This window comes from Streptoverticillium olivoreticuli subsp. olivoreticuli (genome assembly GCF_003391135.1).
Classification (GTDB): domain Bacteria; phylum Actinomycetota; class Actinomycetes; order Streptomycetales; family Streptomycetaceae; genus Streptomyces; species Streptomyces blastmyceticus.
The window spans coordinates 395,756-409,348 of sequence record NZ_CP031455.1; the positions used below are offsets into that span (position 1 = coordinate 395,756).

Annotated in this window: 17 protein-coding genes and 2 pseudogenes; 9 read left to right on the top strand and 10 right to left on the bottom strand. The window is 67.6% G+C overall.

The window, feature by feature from the left end; all coding sequences use genetic code 11:
* Positions 1-41: 41 nt before the first annotated feature.
* Positions 42-185, bottom strand: coding sequence for a hypothetical protein (locus DXZ73_RS01725; protein ID WP_116209281.1), 144 nt, complete (start codon positions 183-185; stop codon positions 42-44).
* A gap of 620 nt (positions 186-805) precedes the next feature.
* On the opposite strand from DXZ73_RS01725, the gene DXZ73_RS01730 reads away from it, so the two are divergent.
* The 4 genes from DXZ73_RS01730 (at position 806) to DXZ73_RS01745 (ending at position 3,336) form a co-directional block, all read left to right on the top strand.
* The gene (locus DXZ73_RS01730; RefSeq protein ID WP_116215359.1) at positions 806-1,291 is read left to right on the top strand and encodes a nitroreductase family deazaflavin-dependent oxidoreductase; all 486 of its coding nucleotides are present in this window, start codon (positions 806-808) and stop codon (positions 1,289-1,291) included.
* A 186-nt stretch (positions 1,292-1,477) separates the two neighbouring features.
* Complete coding sequence (locus DXZ73_RS40460) at positions 1,478-1,648, top strand: zinc finger domain-containing protein (RefSeq protein ID WP_425315900.1); 171 nt, start codon at positions 1,478-1,480, stop codon at positions 1,646-1,648.
* The gene (locus DXZ73_RS01740) at positions 1,645-2,271 is read left to right on the top strand and encodes an NADPH-dependent F420 reductase (protein WP_425315809.1); all 627 of its coding nucleotides are present in this window, start codon (positions 1,645-1,647) and stop codon (positions 2,269-2,271) included. Before DXZ73_RS40460 ends, DXZ73_RS01740 begins: the two co-directional genes overlap by 4 nt.
* Positions 2,272-2,328: 57 nt before the next feature.
* A complete protein-coding gene (locus DXZ73_RS01745) occupies positions 2,329-3,336 on the top strand; it encodes a zinc-binding dehydrogenase (protein ID WP_116209282.1) in 1,008 nt (335 codons plus the stop codon).
* Positions 3,337-3,457: 121 nt separating this feature from the next.
* Here the strand turns inward: DXZ73_RS01745 and DXZ73_RS01750 are convergent, their stop codons facing one another.
* Positions 3,458-3,697 carry an Imm32 family immunity protein gene (locus DXZ73_RS01750; RefSeq protein ID WP_205519083.1) on the bottom strand — a complete coding sequence of 80 codons (240 nt, stop codon included), beginning with the start codon at positions 3,695-3,697 and terminating at the stop codon, positions 3,458-3,460.
* 70 nt (positions 3,698-3,767) lie between these two features.
* On the opposite strand from DXZ73_RS01750, the pseudogene DXZ73_RS39060 reads away from it, so the two are divergent.
* A pseudogene (locus DXZ73_RS39060) lies at positions 3,768-3,869 on the top strand (transcriptional regulator); the annotation flags it as partial.
* A gap of 193 nt (positions 3,870-4,062) precedes the next feature.
* Here the strand turns inward: DXZ73_RS39060 and DXZ73_RS37810 are convergent.
* The 3 genes from DXZ73_RS37810 to DXZ73_RS01765 form a co-directional block, all read right to left on the bottom strand.
* Entirely contained in the window at positions 4,063-4,419 is a 357-nt protein-coding gene (locus DXZ73_RS37810; protein ID WP_162889958.1) for a hypothetical protein, read from the bottom strand.
* 683 nt (positions 4,420-5,102) lie between these two features.
* Complete coding sequence (locus tag DXZ73_RS01760) at positions 5,103-5,651, bottom strand: hypothetical protein (RefSeq protein ID WP_116209283.1); 549 nt, start codon at positions 5,649-5,651, stop codon at positions 5,103-5,105.
* Positions 5,652-6,056: 405 nt separating this feature from the next.
* Positions 6,057-6,518 carry a glutaredoxin domain-containing protein gene (locus tag DXZ73_RS01765; protein ID WP_116209284.1) on the bottom strand — a complete coding sequence of 154 codons (462 nt, stop codon included), beginning with the start codon at positions 6,516-6,518 and terminating at the stop codon, positions 6,057-6,059.
* Between the two features lie 403 nt (positions 6,519-6,921).
* Here DXZ73_RS01765 and DXZ73_RS01770 point away from each other — a divergent pair, with 403 nt between their 5' ends.
* The 4 genes and pseudogenes from DXZ73_RS01770 to DXZ73_RS01785 all read left to right on the top strand — a co-directional run.
* Entirely contained in the window at positions 6,922-7,254 is a 333-nt protein-coding gene (locus DXZ73_RS01770; RefSeq protein ID WP_162889959.1) for a MoaF-related domain-containing protein, read from the top strand.
* A gap of 61 nt (positions 7,255-7,315) precedes the next feature.
* Positions 7,316-7,924, top strand: a complete 609-nt coding sequence (locus tag DXZ73_RS01775; RefSeq protein ID WP_116209286.1) for an NADPH-dependent F420 reductase — start codon at positions 7,316-7,318, stop codon at positions 7,922-7,924.
* A 40-nt stretch (positions 7,925-7,964) separates the two neighbouring features.
* The gene (locus tag DXZ73_RS01780; protein WP_116209287.1) at positions 7,965-8,351 is read left to right on the top strand and encodes a VOC family protein; all 387 of its coding nucleotides are present in this window, start codon (positions 7,965-7,967) and stop codon (positions 8,349-8,351) included.
* A gap of 38 nt (positions 8,352-8,389) precedes the next feature.
* Positions 8,390-9,010: pseudogene (locus tag DXZ73_RS01785) on the top strand (NF041680 family putative transposase); the annotation flags it as partial.
* On the opposite strand, the gene DXZ73_RS01790 reads toward DXZ73_RS01785, so the two are convergent.
* The 5 genes from DXZ73_RS01790 to DXZ73_RS01810 all read right to left on the bottom strand — a co-directional run bounded on the left by DXZ73_RS01790 (position 9,000) and on the right by DXZ73_RS01810 (position 13,593).
* Positions 9,000-9,194 carry a hypothetical protein gene (locus tag DXZ73_RS01790; RefSeq protein WP_116209288.1) on the bottom strand — a complete coding sequence of 65 codons (195 nt, stop codon included), beginning with the start codon at positions 9,192-9,194 and terminating at the stop codon, positions 9,000-9,002. The pseudogene DXZ73_RS01785 and the gene DXZ73_RS01790 overlap by 11 nt on opposite strands.
* A gap of 142 nt (positions 9,195-9,336) precedes the next feature.
* A complete protein-coding gene (locus DXZ73_RS39985; protein WP_275898561.1) occupies positions 9,337-9,468 on the bottom strand; it encodes a hypothetical protein in 132 nt (43 codons plus the stop codon).
* Between the two features lie 102 nt (positions 9,469-9,570).
* On the bottom strand, positions 9,571-11,559 hold the full coding sequence (locus tag DXZ73_RS01800) for a pRL2-11 (protein ID WP_116209290.1): 1,989 nt from the start codon (positions 11,557-11,559) through the stop codon (positions 9,571-9,573).
* 42 nt (positions 11,560-11,601) lie between these two features.
* A complete protein-coding gene (locus tag DXZ73_RS01805) occupies positions 11,602-12,372 on the bottom strand; it encodes a hypothetical protein (RefSeq protein ID WP_116209291.1) in 771 nt (256 codons plus the stop codon).
* Positions 12,373-12,390: 18 nt separating this feature from the next.
* Complete coding sequence (locus DXZ73_RS01810; RefSeq protein ID WP_240351079.1) at positions 12,391-13,593, bottom strand: C40 family peptidase; 1,203 nt, start codon at positions 13,591-13,593, stop codon at positions 12,391-12,393.

Below are 13,593 nucleotides of genomic sequence, written 5' to 3' on the forward strand. Positions count from 1 at the left end.
CAGCACGGGCGAAGATCAGCCCGCGCCGAAGCGTGGGCGTATCACTCGGTGTCGGTGGCTACCGGGACCTCATCCTCGCGAATGATGATGTGCTCCTCGCCGTCGATCTTGATTTCGGTGCCTGCGTACTTGTCGGACGGAGTCTTGTCCTTGGCGGACACCGTCACCTTGCTGTCCTCGGCCATGTCTCCTCCTTCCGGTCGACACGGTGTCGACCCGTACCGATCCTGCCACGGCTAACCGTTACTGGGCTATCACCCCTCGACGGATCTGAGGAGCCCTGTCGACGCCAACTAGTCAACATCGTCAGCGACTTGATGTGGTGTTAGAACTTCGAGAAGTTCCAGGTGACATCGGCCCAACATGCGCTTCAGGGTGGCTGGTCGACCTGTAAGACATCGTTCCTGAAGATTCGCCGTGCTCACTGAGAATGGACCGAAGCGGCCTCCGACAGACCAGATCGTTGGAGACCCTGAGCAATCGGACCAGATCGACCGAGACGGGACAGCCGAGTCGCGCAGGGGCCGTAGCTCGCCACTGTCCCGTCTCATTCGATCTTGCCGCCATGCGACGCCCTGATCTGCGGAGAGACAAAGTCGGGTGAGACACCGGAACCTTGCCGTCTCACTTGAAATTGTCGGCCAGGCCCATTTCCGGGGCTGCCGACCGCCGGAAAGCAGCGCCCTGACCCGGCTCCGGTCTCTGTCCGTGTCTGGCGGCAGAGCGGGAACGGCGGTCTCGCCTCCGCAGTAGGCTTGTGGTGGACTGCGCAACATAATCCGTGAGCGGCGACGGGGTGACCACGATGCCTCTTGAGGGCGAGTACGAGCCGAGTCCGGCGCAGTGGGTGCGCGAGCAGGTCGAGTTGTATGAGAGTTCGGGCGGCACGCAGGGAACGACGCTCTGGGACACGGGCCTGCCCGTCGTCATCGTCACGACGCGCGGCGCGAAGAGCGGCAAGATCCGCAAGATCCCGCTGATGCGCGTGGAGCGCGAGGGGCAGTACGCGGCGGTGGCCTCGAAGGGCGGCTTCCCCCGTCACCCGCTCTGGTACTTCAACGTCAAGTCCGACCCGCACGTGGAGCTCCAGGACGGGGCCGTACGCCAGGACATGACGGCCCGTGAGATCACTGGGGACGAGAAGGCCGAGTGGTGGGAGCGCGCGGTGGCCGCGTATCCCCCGTACGCCGAATACCAGGAGAAGACTGATCGTGTGATCCCCGTCTTCGTACTGGAACCTGTGCATGTGGCAGGACCGGCGGACACCCCAGCACCGTCGACGAGGAACTGAGCTCCGGGCCTCACCCGTTCGGCCCGACAGGGCGCCGCGCGGCTTGGAGTCCGAGGCCGATACGGACAGTCTCACTTGACCTTGTCCCCGGAATGCGAACTGAACAAGGTTAAGTGAGACAGAGACAAGATCTCGTGAGATGGGACAGCTTCTCACTCAAAAGTGGAACCAGGCATGTTCTGGGAAATGTTTGTGACAGCATCCGGGGTCGTGACGGACCCTCAAACCGCCCTCGCGTCCGAAGCCGACGATGTCGAGCGCCACCCCTGCCCGCGCTGTAGTGCATCGCCAGGTTCACCCTGCCGCCCGCGCTCCGCAGGGCAGCCGGAACGGCTGCCGACACACGATCAAGGATGAGCAGCATGACCGCACACAGCACCATCGGCATTCTCGGCGCGGGAGAGGTCGGCCGGGCCGTCGCTGACAAGGCCGTCCGTCACGGACATGAGGTACTCATTGGCAACAGCCGGGGCCCGGAGACACTCGAGGCCGTCGTGGCACAGCTGGGGCCGAAGGCCCACGCGGTGACGGCCGAGGAGGCGGCGCAGCCGGACCTCGTCTTCCTCGCGGTGCCATTCTTCGCCGTACCGGACCTGACCGGCCTTACCGACTGGTCCGGGAAGATCGTCGTCGACACGACGAATCAGTTCGCCGCGGCCAACCCCTGGCGGGGCCGGTACGACGTCGGTGATCTCACGGGCAGCGAGTGGGTCGCCGAGCGCCTTCCCGGAGCGCGGATCGTAAAGGCGTTCAACACCCTGTTCGCCGCGTTCATCGCCGGGGACCCCCGGCATGAGGAAGGCCGCCAGGTGGTCTTCTACGCGGGTGACGACGCCGACGCGAAGGCGGCCGTGGCCGCTTTGCTGGACGAGTTCGGGTTCGCCGCACTGGACCTCGGTGGTCTGCGAGAGGGCGGGCGGCTGATGCAGCTCGACGGCCCGCTCAGCGCACGGCACTTCCTGCTTCAGGATGCTGGCTGACGACCCAGACCTCGGCCGCCCCGGGCACGCACGCCCAGCACACACAGGAGGAGCGTCATGAGCCGTCGTGTCGTCTACAGCCGCGGCGGGTCGCCCGCCGATGTCCTGACCGTCATCGAGGAACCGGAGCCGGCAGCGCCGCAGACCGGTCAAGTACTCGTCCGCACCACCGCTTTCCCCGTGCACCCTGGTGATCTCCAGGCCGTCGAGGCGTATCCGGGGAACAGCGGACAACCGGCCCCGGCCGGGATCGAGGCCACCGGCGTGGTGGAGGCCATCGGCCCGGACACATCGGTGGCACCGGGGGTCGAACCCGGCGCGCGGGTGACGGTCTTCCCGCACCCGGGCGCCTGGTCCCAGTGGATCATGGCGGCCGCCCGGGTGGTGGCCGCCGTACCGGCAGAAGTGCCGGACGAGGCCGCCGCGCAGATGCTCGTGAACCCGATCACCGCCGTGATGCTGCGCCGCGAGGCGGAGGCACACGCCTCCATCGGGTACGACGGCGTTCTGCTGCAGACCGCCGCCGGCTCGTCGGTCGGACGACTGCTGACGGCCGTGTGCCTGGCCCACAACATCTCGATCGTCAACGCCGTCCGCAGCGAACGCGGTGCCGCGGAACTGCGTCAACGCTTCCCGGACGTGCCGGTGGTGGCGACGGAGCATGCAGGCTGGGCCGATGACGTCCGCAGCGCGGCCGGCGGCCGTCCGGTGAGCGTGGCCCTCGATCCGATCGGCGGAAAACTCGCCAAGAGCCTTCTGGACCTGCTGACGCCGGGCGGAAAGCTCATCTGCTACGGGCAGATGGCCGCGGAGCCGATCTCACTGCCCGCGTCGACGCTGCTGCACAAATCGCTGACGCTGCGCGGCAGGAGCATCGGCCGCTGGATGTCAGACACCTCCGCCGAGAGGCAGGCATCCGACGTCGCCGCCGCGAAGCTGATCGCGATGGCGTTCAAGGACCAGTTCGACGTAGCCGCCACCTACGGTCTCGGCGACCTGGCAGAGGCCGTGGAACACGCGGTACGGCCCGGCAAGGTCGGCACCGTCCTCATCCGCCCCTGGTAGCCCGTCTCGAGGTCGATGACCAGGCCCTCGTTGTCCGGGTACCCGGCGTCCACCGCGGCGGCGGCCCGCGGCTTGTCCTCCGGCTGCTGGCGGAAGAACTTCGCGTCGAGCAGCCACCAGCTCACCGGGGGGGCATGCCCCCGTGCGGGCTGCTGACCGCCAACGGCCGAGACTCCTCGACGAGGTAGTCGTACCCGGGGTACTCGACGAGGTGACCGCCGTCCTCGGCAGAGGCCATGCCGCGCAGATTGTCCGCGAGCACCGCCCTGCCGGCGGAGTCACCGCTGATCACAAGGATCTCCCGCTCGGAGTCCAGGTGGATAAGAACCCGTCTTTCGACCTGAGGAACGTAGAAGGACAAGGCATGAGCATGGAGATGAGCGACCGGGAGTGGTCGACGTTCATGAACCAGCTCCAAGGAAGGCTTCTGACGCTGCCCCAGCCTCTCAAGGCATCTGAAGGTGCTGCGGGAGGCCCGCCTCGTCTCGGAGGAGTGGTCGGGGCGGCAGCGGATCTACCGGCTCGAGGCCGCAATTCCAGGTTCTCCGGCACGGTGGCGGCCGAGGTGCTCGCGCACGAGACGGCCACATGCTCAGCGTCCGGTGGGCGGACGCGCTCAGGCGGGTGCTGGAAGGGCTGAGACAGGCGGCTCGGCGGGGCCTGTCGGCGGAAGTTCCGGGCAGCCCGAAAGCGTAGCGCTTCCAGCCCATGCCCGGAGCCGACTGTTCACCTCAGCACGTCGATATTGAAGCTCCTTTCCTTGCCACCGTATCCCGGACATTCCGCTTTGTTGTAGTCAGGACGATAGGAGGCACTCAACGAGGTGCCTGTGTTGCAATAGATCTCCACCAGCACAGCCGCCCCCAAGCACTGGGCGTGCCGACGGTCTCCGTGCCCGGGACCGCGAGAGTCCTTCCAGGTTATACAGCCACTTGGAACCCCTGTCGGCGAATCGATGACCTCCGCCTGTCCGGTAGCGGCCGCCGCTCCTGCGGGTGCCGAGACCACGAAGATTCCGCCGCCGGCCAGTACGGCAGCGGACAGCCCCAAAGCGACTTTGCGTCCTGCGATCAAGCTGAGCATGGCCAACTCCCTTAATTCTGCTGCCATTCTCGTACCGATCTCGCACGCGCGAAGTCCAGCATCCTCGGTCATACCCACAGCGTCGCCATACCTTCAGGACAACCACCGTCGGCACGCCCGCCCTCCGGGGGCCTCGCATCCCGCCTGAGGTGACAACACGCGGGGGTACACCTGAGGTGTCTGAGGCGCCACCGAGTGACTGGACATTGACTTGCCAAGCACGTGGATCAACCCGACGCGGGCTCCGTACCGGCCCTGGCCAGTCGGCAGTTCTCCGAGAGTGGGCGGAGCTGCTCCGCCCTTGTTCTTTAGCCTCCGTCCGCTTGGGCCTGCGGGTACCTCTCCAATAAGGCACGGCTTCTGATCACGCGGAAGGGGAGAACTGTTTTCGACAGAGTGAACAGGAGCCACTCGGGCAACGGGAAGGAGAGCCACTGCTGCGGCAACGAGTTTGGGATCCACTCTGCCTGAGGGGCTGTGACATGCCGCTTTTGGTGTACTGAGGGCTTTGGGCTGTTCGGCCGGTCACGCTGTGCTGCGTTGATCATGGTCGCGTCAGGGGCCCGAGGGATGCGGGTGCACCGGATTGCCGCCCGCCTCCGGATTCTCCTGGGCCAGCGAGTGGCGCGCGGAGGCCGGTCCTGGAGGCTGATCGGTTCGGAGAGTACGCGGACACCCACCGTTTATGGGCGGCTTGAGGCGGTGGCGTGTTCGGCGCGACGGGCCACGGCGCGCAGTACCTCGATCCTGATGTATGCCGCCCCGCCCAGTTGGATGAGCAGCCAGTAGGCCCGGAAGGCGCGTCGCGCATGGGCGTCGGTGGAGTACACCCGGGTCTCGAACGACAGGAGGGAGCCGCCGGTGTCGGGGACGACGCGCAGGCTCAGGGCCGCTTTGGCCCAGCTCGGCTCGTCGAACGCGATGAAGGCCGCCGCGTCCCCCGGGGTGACCGGGACGGGCTGGGGGCGGGTCTTCCAGAACCGGGCGATCATGCCCTTGACCAGTTCCTCGCCGTCCACGGTGACCAAGGTAGGCGTGGGGAAACTGTCGACGAACGGCCCCTCGACCCGGCCCCGGCCACCCAGGCGCAGCCGCATCAGCGTCCGGTAGACGGGCAGTTCCCCGGTGGTGACCTCGGTCAGTGCCCGCCACACGGTCGCCGGGTCCGCCGCGATCCGCCGGGCGAACCGGGAGCGAAGGTCGTAGGTGGGAAGCAGGCGGTCGAGTTCCATCGCATCACTCCGGATAGATCGAGTCCGGCAGCCACTCCGCACCCGGTCCCACGCGGCGCCCGGGACGGCTCGGTGACCAGGTCCCAGGAAACGCGGCAGGTGTCCGGCAGACGCCCGTTCGGACGGGCCGTCACGATACCCATGCGGGACACCACCACTCGAGCAGGTCCGGCCGGGACGTAACCCGCCGGACCGCTCTTATCTCCGGATCAGGGACACGGGGCAGCAAGACCCGGACCCGCAAAGCTATCGGTTCACGCACACACCGACACTGCGGACACTCCCGTTCTCTCACGGCCCGGCCAGATGTCACCGCAAGGGGTGGCTCCAATTCCTGCCGCCGGTCATGGACTTTTGTCGTGGTCCATCGCCTTCACGAACAGAGCAATGTGGCTCTCCTTCTCATTACCCGAGTGGCTCCCGTTCGCCCTGCCGAAAGCAGGAGAGCTGTTCATGCACCCATTCGGGATCGGGGTTGGTGTGTGGCTGGCCCGCCACGACGACAGTCGGCACGGTCTCGTTGCCGTCATTGGCTGCCCTCACCGCTGCAGCTCCTGCCAGGTCCCGCCAGATGTTGACCCAATGCATCTGGCGGGCGCTGCGGCCCAGCCGGATGCACAGTCGCACGCAGTACTTGCAGCCCGGCCGCCAGAAGACGACCGGTCGGCCGTCGACCGCGCTGCGGCGTTGTGCCTCCCGTGCACCGATCGACCTCGGGAAGATCAGGGGCGAGTTCATGCCTGCGAGCACCAGGAACACCAGCAGGAGTGCTGCGGCTGCACCGGGGTTCCCCTCGAAGATCAGCAAAGTCGCGACGGCTGAGCCGCAGAGCACAAGCAGCATCGGCAAGATCCAAGTGCGCATCATGATGACGAAGGCTACCGATGAGTCGAAATACTCCTCGAACTAGGCCGCTCACCTGGGTGTTCGCCGGACACTGAAAGCCGTCCCGCATCCTCGCTCTGAGTAGTCCGGCCTGGTCAGCTGTGGACAGGGTCCTGGGTGGTCACCTGGGTGGGTGGTGTGGGTCGCTTGTGGTGGGTGGGCGTGCTGGACTGCTGGGGACAGCCGGCCCGGAGCGTGGTTCCGTGGTCGGGAGAGCAGTCGAAGGAGCCCCATGATGAAGCTTTCCCGTCTGGCATGCGCTGCCCTGCCGCTCGCTCTGGTCGCCTCGGTCGGTGGTGCTACGGCGGTGGAGGCGCGGCCGCCCTCTGCGCAGCATCGCGGCGGGGGCTGTCAGGAGCGGGGGGCGGGGTACAGGGACGTGAAGATGGACACCATCGGTCAGACGTGGGCGGTGGACTTCGGCGTCGACACTCCTCTGGGCGCGGGCCCGTTCGTGGCGACGATCAGGTTCGATTCCACGTCGAAAGCGGTCATCGTGGTGACCAAGGGCCCCGGCACGCTCCAGGGCCTCACGCAGAACATCACGTACACCAGCACGCGGCTGCGGCCCTGCCAGTACGCCATCACGTGGCACGAGCCGAAGACCGGGGCGTACGTCACCCAGGTGGAGGACTTCACCGCCCGCCGCGTGTACGACAACATCCTCTACGGCACCAAGTTCTTCCACATGACCGGCAAGCTCTCCCGCGTACGGTGACATCCCTTGCCGGGGCGCGGGCCGACGGGCGGCGCCCCGGCCCGTGTGCGACGGTGAACGCATGAAGGTCGGAATCATCGGTGCCGGACGCATCGGCACGGCCCTGGCCCGGCATTTCACCCGGGCCGGGCACCAGGTCAGGCTGGCGAACTCCCATGACCCGCAGACCTTGGCTCCCCTCGTGGGCGAGCTCGGCGAGAACGCGTCGGCCGGCACGCCCCAGGAAGCCGCGGACTTCGGTGACGTGGTCGTCCTGGCCGTGCAGTGGAGCCAGAAGGAGAGCGCGGCGGCCTCCGTCTCCTCCTGGGAGGGCAAGGTCGTCCTGACCCCGGTCAACCCGCTGCGCGACACCCCCGGCGGTATCGAGGTCATCGACACCGGAGGCCGCCGGCCCAGCGAGATCGTCGCCTCCCTCGTGCCGGGCGCCCGCCTGGTGAAGGGCTTCAACACCTACCTGGCCCAGGTCCTCGCCGAGGACCCCGCCGTGGACGGCGGACGCCGCGTCGTGCTGCTCGCGGGCGACGACGCCCAGGCCAAGCGGATGGTCGCCGAGCTGGCTACCAGCTGCGGTTTCCAGCCCGTCGACACCGGCACCCTCGCTGAAGGCGGCCCTCTCTTCGAGACGGGCGGGCCACTGGCCGGGCCCCGTCCTGCGCTGATCGCCCTCTGACAGCGGCCGTTACCGAGAGAGACCACAGGGAGGCGCCGACGTGCGCGTCGACCGGCTCGATCACCTCGTCCTGACGGTCAAGAACATCGACGCCACCGTCGCCTTCTACACCACCGTCCTCGGCATGCGGGCCGTGACGTTCGACGGCGGCGGGCACTCCGTCACCTTCGGCCACAGCAAGATCAACCTGCATCAGGCGGGCAGGGAGTTCGAGCTCAAGGCCGAACACCCCACCCCTGGCAACGGCGATCTGTGCTTCATCGTCGATCAGGGCATCGACGAGATCATCGCGGAACTCGCTGCCCACGACATAGCGGTCGAGGAAGGGCCTGTGGAACGCGCGGGCGCCACCGGCACGATGACCAGCGTCTATCTCCGCGATCCCGACGACAACCTCATCGAGCTCAGCCACTACCTACGGCCCTGAAGTCCGGTCCGGCGCATGACCCGGTCCGTGCGCATCCGCCCGAGACCTTGGGCGAGCCCGACGCTGCAACGGCACAGCTCACCGACCGGTACGGCACCGCTCGCACGATGGCCTGGGACCGCATCCACCCCCGCCTGACCACCCGCTCCGCCTGGATCGACCACACCGGCGAACTCCCCATCATCGAGGGCACGCTGATCCGCCTCCAGGTCGACCGCCTGCCCGACGGCGCAGACCCCCTGCCTGTCTGGTTGTGGTCCTCTGCCACTGGCCTGACCGGCGAGGACGTCGACGTGCGCTGGCAGGCGTTCCTGACGAGGTTTGACCCGGGGTACACCTTCCGGCTGATGAAGCAGACCCTGGGCTGGACCCGGCCCGAGATCCGTACCCCTGAGGCTGGCGACCGCTGGACGTGGCTCGTCATCGCCGCCCACGCCCAACTCCGCCTCACCCGCGAAGCCGCAGCGGATCTCCGCCGCCCCTGGGAGAGGCCGACCGAGCCCGCGCAGCTCACCCCGGCCCGTGCACCGAAAGCTTCAGCACCCGGGCCAGGAAGGCCACTCGGCTCCAAGAATCGCCGCCCCGCGACCCACTACGACGTCGGGAAAACGACCAGGCGCCCCGAGAGCATCATCGAGCGCGACAGCCTCAGAGGTTAAATGACGAGCTAAGGACCCCGGGGCCGGGAGTGTTCTTGGCCTCGACCCCCGCCAGGCCATCGCTGCCCGGCGAAGAGGTGAGCAGCCCCTCGCCCTGGGCCACCGCGTCTGCCAGGCGGTTCAGTTCTTCCGCCGACGCGGAGAGATCCACTTCGTCGTATGCGGGGTCGCAGACCAGTCTCACGGGCGTCACTCCTTCAAGGTCGGACTCCCATGATGCCTGCAAGATCGTCCGTCATGCGTCAGGGTCAGCAAGGCCGGCCAGACACGACGGGGCACATCGGAGCTACTCGTCTCGGTGACGCCGGATCCCCCCAAGCACTGTGTCATAGCCCCTGCGCGTGCCGTACGCCACCGGCCTCGCGACCCGGGCACACGACGGGCGGCAGGTCCTGTACCGCCGTAGCTCCCTCGACGATCAACTGACCGGACAGCGCCAGCTCTTCGGGCTCGACCACGTCTCCCCCCTTCGGGGCGCTGCCAACAACCTCCGACGTGACCTTGGTGACGACGGTCCAGCCAAGGCACGCCCTTCCGTCCACCGGAACAGCTCGATCGCTTCACGGAGAGGTGTCGGATTTCTCAGCCCCGGGCCGAGGCCGGTTGCGAGCCCATCGGCGCAGGTCCGATGCCCGATAGAGGAGTTCCGCGCCCCGCTTGCCGGCATTGTCAGGGAAGTCGGGGTCGTTGGCCCGTGCCCATCGCAGCGTGGTGAGGGTGATGTCCGGCAGGTATTTCTGCTGGGCCTGGCGCAGCCCGATCAATTCTTCAGCCGGTGTCTCCGCAGAGGCTGGAGGCCCTGTGCCGGTGGATGCTGCTGGACTCGCCGGTACGGTCGTCGGGCTTCCTTTGCCGGGCGACGCAGCCGTGGCTGCCGCTGGGACGGCAGGGGCAGGTGACGTGGCTGGAGTGACCGTCGCAGGCGGCGGGACCGTTCCGCTTGGGGCTTTCACCGGAGGTGAAGGCTTCGTCTGGGCAGGTGCTCCAGCACTGGCTGGTGGCGCCGTCAGGGCGACTGCTCCGGGCGGTGCGGCAGCTGTTGGGGCGGGGATGCTGGCGGGCGGTGGAACGGTCTTCGTCAATGTCACGGCCGGGCCAGCGGTGATGGTGTTGCCCGTTGCCCAAGCATGGGCCTCGGCGTGAGTCATAAAGAGGACTTGTGTTTCGTGGGCGATGCCGCCGAGGACGACTTGGGCGCGGCCGGTGTGGCGGGTGCTTTTGGGGGCGGGGTGGACTTCGGGGGCGAGCATGCGCCAGGCGTTCTGGGTGTAGCGGGCGAGGATGCGGGTGGCGAAGTTCTCGCGCATTTCGGGGCCGCCGAGGGCTCGGGCGGTGGCGGACTGGGCGACGAGGACGACGTGCAAGCGTACTTGGCGGCCCATGAAGAGGATTTCGGCGAGGGCGTCGATGGCCGGGGAGGTTTTGGGGTCGTCCCTCTCTCTGATCTTCTCCCAGTAGCGGGCGAGCTGTTTCATGGTGGCGTTGACCTCCTCGAGGAGGATCGCTATCCGGGGCCCGACCTGGGAGAGGTCGGCGTCGATGCCGAGCTGGTCGGCCAGGCGGATGCGCCGGCGGCCTTCCGCGCCGAGGTGGATCAGGGCGTCGTGGATCTCGGAAATGTCCCGGCAGTAAGTCACGCCGGGCACGCCGCGGGCCCAGGGATGCGATATCCGTTTGAAGTCGAGGATGTAGGTGAGGGCTCCGTTGCGGATCAGCTGGGATGCGATGGTGCGCAGGATGACGGACTTGCCACCGCCGGTGCCCGCGGCCACCAGGACGTGCGGGGAGTCGTCGTCGAGATTGACGGAGACGGCTCTGTTGCCGCTGCCGAGGCCGATCAGCGGTGCCGGTTCGGGGGCCCGGCTGAGGAGTTCGCGTACGGCGGGGTCTTTGAAGAGGAGTTTGTTCGGCGGGCGGAGCGCTTTCTTGATCAGGACGTAGGGGGCCTTGCCCGCGTATTTCCAGGAGAAGGAGACGCCTTCCAGGGCGAGCTTCTTGACAATCAGCTCGGCGACGGCGGACTCGTTGAACTTGAGGTCCACCGGGAGGTCGATGCGGATCTTGGCGTCGTCGTCGGAGAAGTTCAGCGGAACGTGCAGATACCGGCGGGGGTCGCTCTGTTCGGGTATGTCCAGTGGTCCCGCGAGCGCGAGGTGCAGGGGTCTGACCCATTCACGCATCAGTTCCCGTCGTTCCTTGCTCCACAGCGCGTACGCAATGGCGCTGGCTGCGGTCAGGCCGGCCGCGCCCGTACCCCCGTATTCCAGGGCGTGGAGGGTGTGCTGCGGGTCCTGCAAGTAGCTGTAGCTGCCGCCGCCGATCATGCCGAGGGTGGCCAGGCGGGTGCCGAGGCGTTGCCAGCCCGGCCGGTATGCCGCCCGGGAGACCTTGCCTTCCGTCTTGGGCAGGACGCGGCTGCCGGGCCTGAGGAACGTGGCGTCCGTCCGGGCTGTCCCGTCCATGTCGCGTCCGGACAGGAACCGGCCCAGCCCCATGCCCAGGGCTTCGACCAACTCCTCTATTCGGTTGTCGAGTTGGCTTCTCGTCATGATGCGTCTTCCCGCTGTTCTGTGCACCGGCCAGGGGTGAGGTCAGGAGCCAGAGGTGCTTCGCTCTGGGAGGGCAGCGGTCCGGCCTCGTATGTCGCGCGCCCGGCTTGTCTCACCGGCGAGATCCAGTACGCGTACGACGTCCGCAGAGAGCTCTCTGGCCGCAGGCGGGTCGGTGTGAGCCAGGCGGTGCCAGAGGGCGTGGGCGTTGCGGGCGCAGCGCGTGGTGTCCTGCAGCGGCTGGGCGTCGGCTTCGTGGCGTTGTTGGGTGGTGTGGAGCAGGAGCTCGATGGTGTTGCGGCTGTTGGGTTGTCGGCGCAGGGTCAGCCAGGTGCGCAGGGTGAGGATGTTGAGGGTGTGCGGGTGGTGGGGGCCGTATTGCTGTGTGAGTGCGGTTTCGAGTGCGGTGGCGATGGTGATGGCGGCGGCGAGGTCGTGGGTTGTCTCGGCGGTGAGCAGGTGTGTGTAGAGCGGCTGGTGGTGTGGTGGGAGCGGGGCCTGCCAGTCCGGGGCGGTCGCTGGGGTGGGAGTGGGGCGAGGTGGGGTGGGGTGCGGGGTTTCGAGGACGGTGACGTTGCCGTCGGTGTCGACGAGGAGGGGCCAGACGGTGCCGTCGGGTTCTTTGGCGTTGACGCGGACGGTGCGGTCGCAGAGGGCTGCTCTGACGCGGATTTCTGCGAGGGCGGCGACGCGTGGTTCCTGGTGCGGTTCGGCGTGTACCGGTTCTCCGTCGAGGGTGGTGTCGCCGGTTGCTGTGACGGTGATGGTGTAGAGGGGCGTGGCCGGTACCTGGTCGGGGTCGGTGGCAGGCATGGTGCTCTTCTTTCTTTGTTATCCGCCCTGTGGGAAGTACGGCGGGCTCCAGCCCAGGTAGGTGGCGCCCCATTTGGTCTCGATGTCCGTCGCGGGCACGATGCTGATGCGACCTGGGGTTTCGATGTCGTTTGAGGCTATTTTTCCGTCGCCGACGTAGAGTGCGACGTGCCCGGCGCGGCTGCCTGTTGTCCAGAACATGAGTGCTCCGGCCGGGGGGTTGCGGTCTTTGTCGTGCCGCATGTCTTTCGGCATCACGTCCAGGTAGTGGTCCTGGGCGTAGGTGGTTCCGGAGAAGGTCCAGCCGTAGGTGGTGGCGACGAAGGCCAGGCACATGCGGTACCACTGGTCGCTGCCGCCGGAGGCTTCCTGCCGTGCCCAGCGGATGGCGTCCTCGGTGGACCGGCGGTTCTTGACGTTGCCGGGCCAGGAGGCCCGGCCGTCGTGGAATGCCTGGCCTGGTTCTCCGGGGCTGTTCTGGCTGCTGTCCGTGCAGTCGGCGAGGGCTGCCTCGTGCGCACCCGGTCTCTGCCCGGGTGACGGAGCGGACGACGCGCCGTCACGGGTCCGGCCGGTGCCGCTTCTGGCGGTGCGGTCGATGTCGATGCCTGCTTCTTCGGCGATGCTGCGGGCCTCGTTCTCCTGGCCGGTGTACGCGTCGGGGAACCCGCTGCGCTGGACGGCCTGGGCCGCGTCGTTGAGCGTCTTGCTTTCCCACCCCTTGATGTCGGTCAGGCCGGGCGGGTCCCCGGAGTCGCCGCCGAAGAAGAACATGGTGGCCGCGTGGGTGACGTCCATGATCTGTTCCTTGGTGCCCCAGCCGGATGAGGGGCGCTGCTGGAAGACGCCCAGGCTGTCCCGGTCTCCGTGGTCGAGGTTGAGCAGTGACGATTCGGCGAGGCCGGTCATCAAGCCGATGAGCGTGGCGCGTCCGGAGAGGCCGCCCTGCGAAGCGACGCGGTCGATGGTCTTGGCGTTGGCCAGCTGCTGGGCGTGGTCGCTGCCGGTCGCTGGGCCGCCAGTGGTGTCGTACTCGGTATCGGGCCGGCCGGCCTTCCCGCATCCGGATGCGGCGTGGGCCTTCGCTCCGGACATCCCGGCGACCAGTCCGATGGCGATCAGGCCGAACAGGCCGAGGACGGCGACGGGAACGGCAATCTTGATCAGCAGTCCCCGCCCTGCCGCTCCTGCGGCCATGCCTATGACCTCGCGTCCGTCCAC

Excerpts from the sequence above, each read along its gene's own strand:
- DXZ73_RS01725 (WP_116209281.1), bottom strand. The coding sequence starts at position 185 with ATGGCCGAGGACAGCAAGGTGACGGTGTCCGCCAAGGACAAGACTCCG.
- DXZ73_RS01730 (WP_116215359.1), top strand. The coding sequence starts at position 806 with ATGCCTCTTGAGGGCGAGTACGAGCCGAGTCCGGCGCAGTGGGTGCGC.
- DXZ73_RS40460 (WP_425315900.1), top strand. The coding sequence starts at position 1,478 with ATGTTTGTGACAGCATCCGGGGTCGTGACGGACCCTCAAACCGCCCTC.
- DXZ73_RS01740 (WP_425315809.1), top strand. The coding sequence starts at position 1,645 with ATGAGCAGCATGACCGCACACAGCACCATCGGCATTCTCGGCGCGGGA.
- DXZ73_RS01745 (WP_116209282.1), top strand. The coding sequence starts at position 2,329 with ATGAGCCGTCGTGTCGTCTACAGCCGCGGCGGGTCGCCCGCCGATGTC.
- DXZ73_RS37810 (WP_162889958.1), bottom strand. The coding sequence starts at position 4,419 with ATGCTCAGCTTGATCGCAGGACGCAAAGTCGCTTTGGGGCTGTCCGCT.
- DXZ73_RS01760 (WP_116209283.1), bottom strand. The coding sequence starts at position 5,651 with ATGGAACTCGACCGCCTGCTTCCCACCTACGACCTTCGCTCCCGGTTC.
- DXZ73_RS01765 (WP_116209284.1), bottom strand. The coding sequence starts at position 6,518 with ATGATGCGCACTTGGATCTTGCCGATGCTGCTTGTGCTCTGCGGCTCA.
- DXZ73_RS01770 (WP_162889959.1), top strand. The coding sequence starts at position 6,922 with ATGGACACCATCGGTCAGACGTGGGCGGTGGACTTCGGCGTCGACACT.
- DXZ73_RS01775 (WP_116209286.1), top strand. The coding sequence starts at position 7,316 with ATGAAGGTCGGAATCATCGGTGCCGGACGCATCGGCACGGCCCTGGCC.
- DXZ73_RS01800 (WP_116209290.1), bottom strand. The coding sequence starts at position 11,559 with ATGACGAGAAGCCAACTCGACAACCGAATAGAGGAGTTGGTCGAAGCC.
- DXZ73_RS01805 (WP_116209291.1), bottom strand. The coding sequence starts at position 12,372 with ATGCCTGCCACCGACCCCGACCAGGTACCGGCCACGCCCCTCTACACC.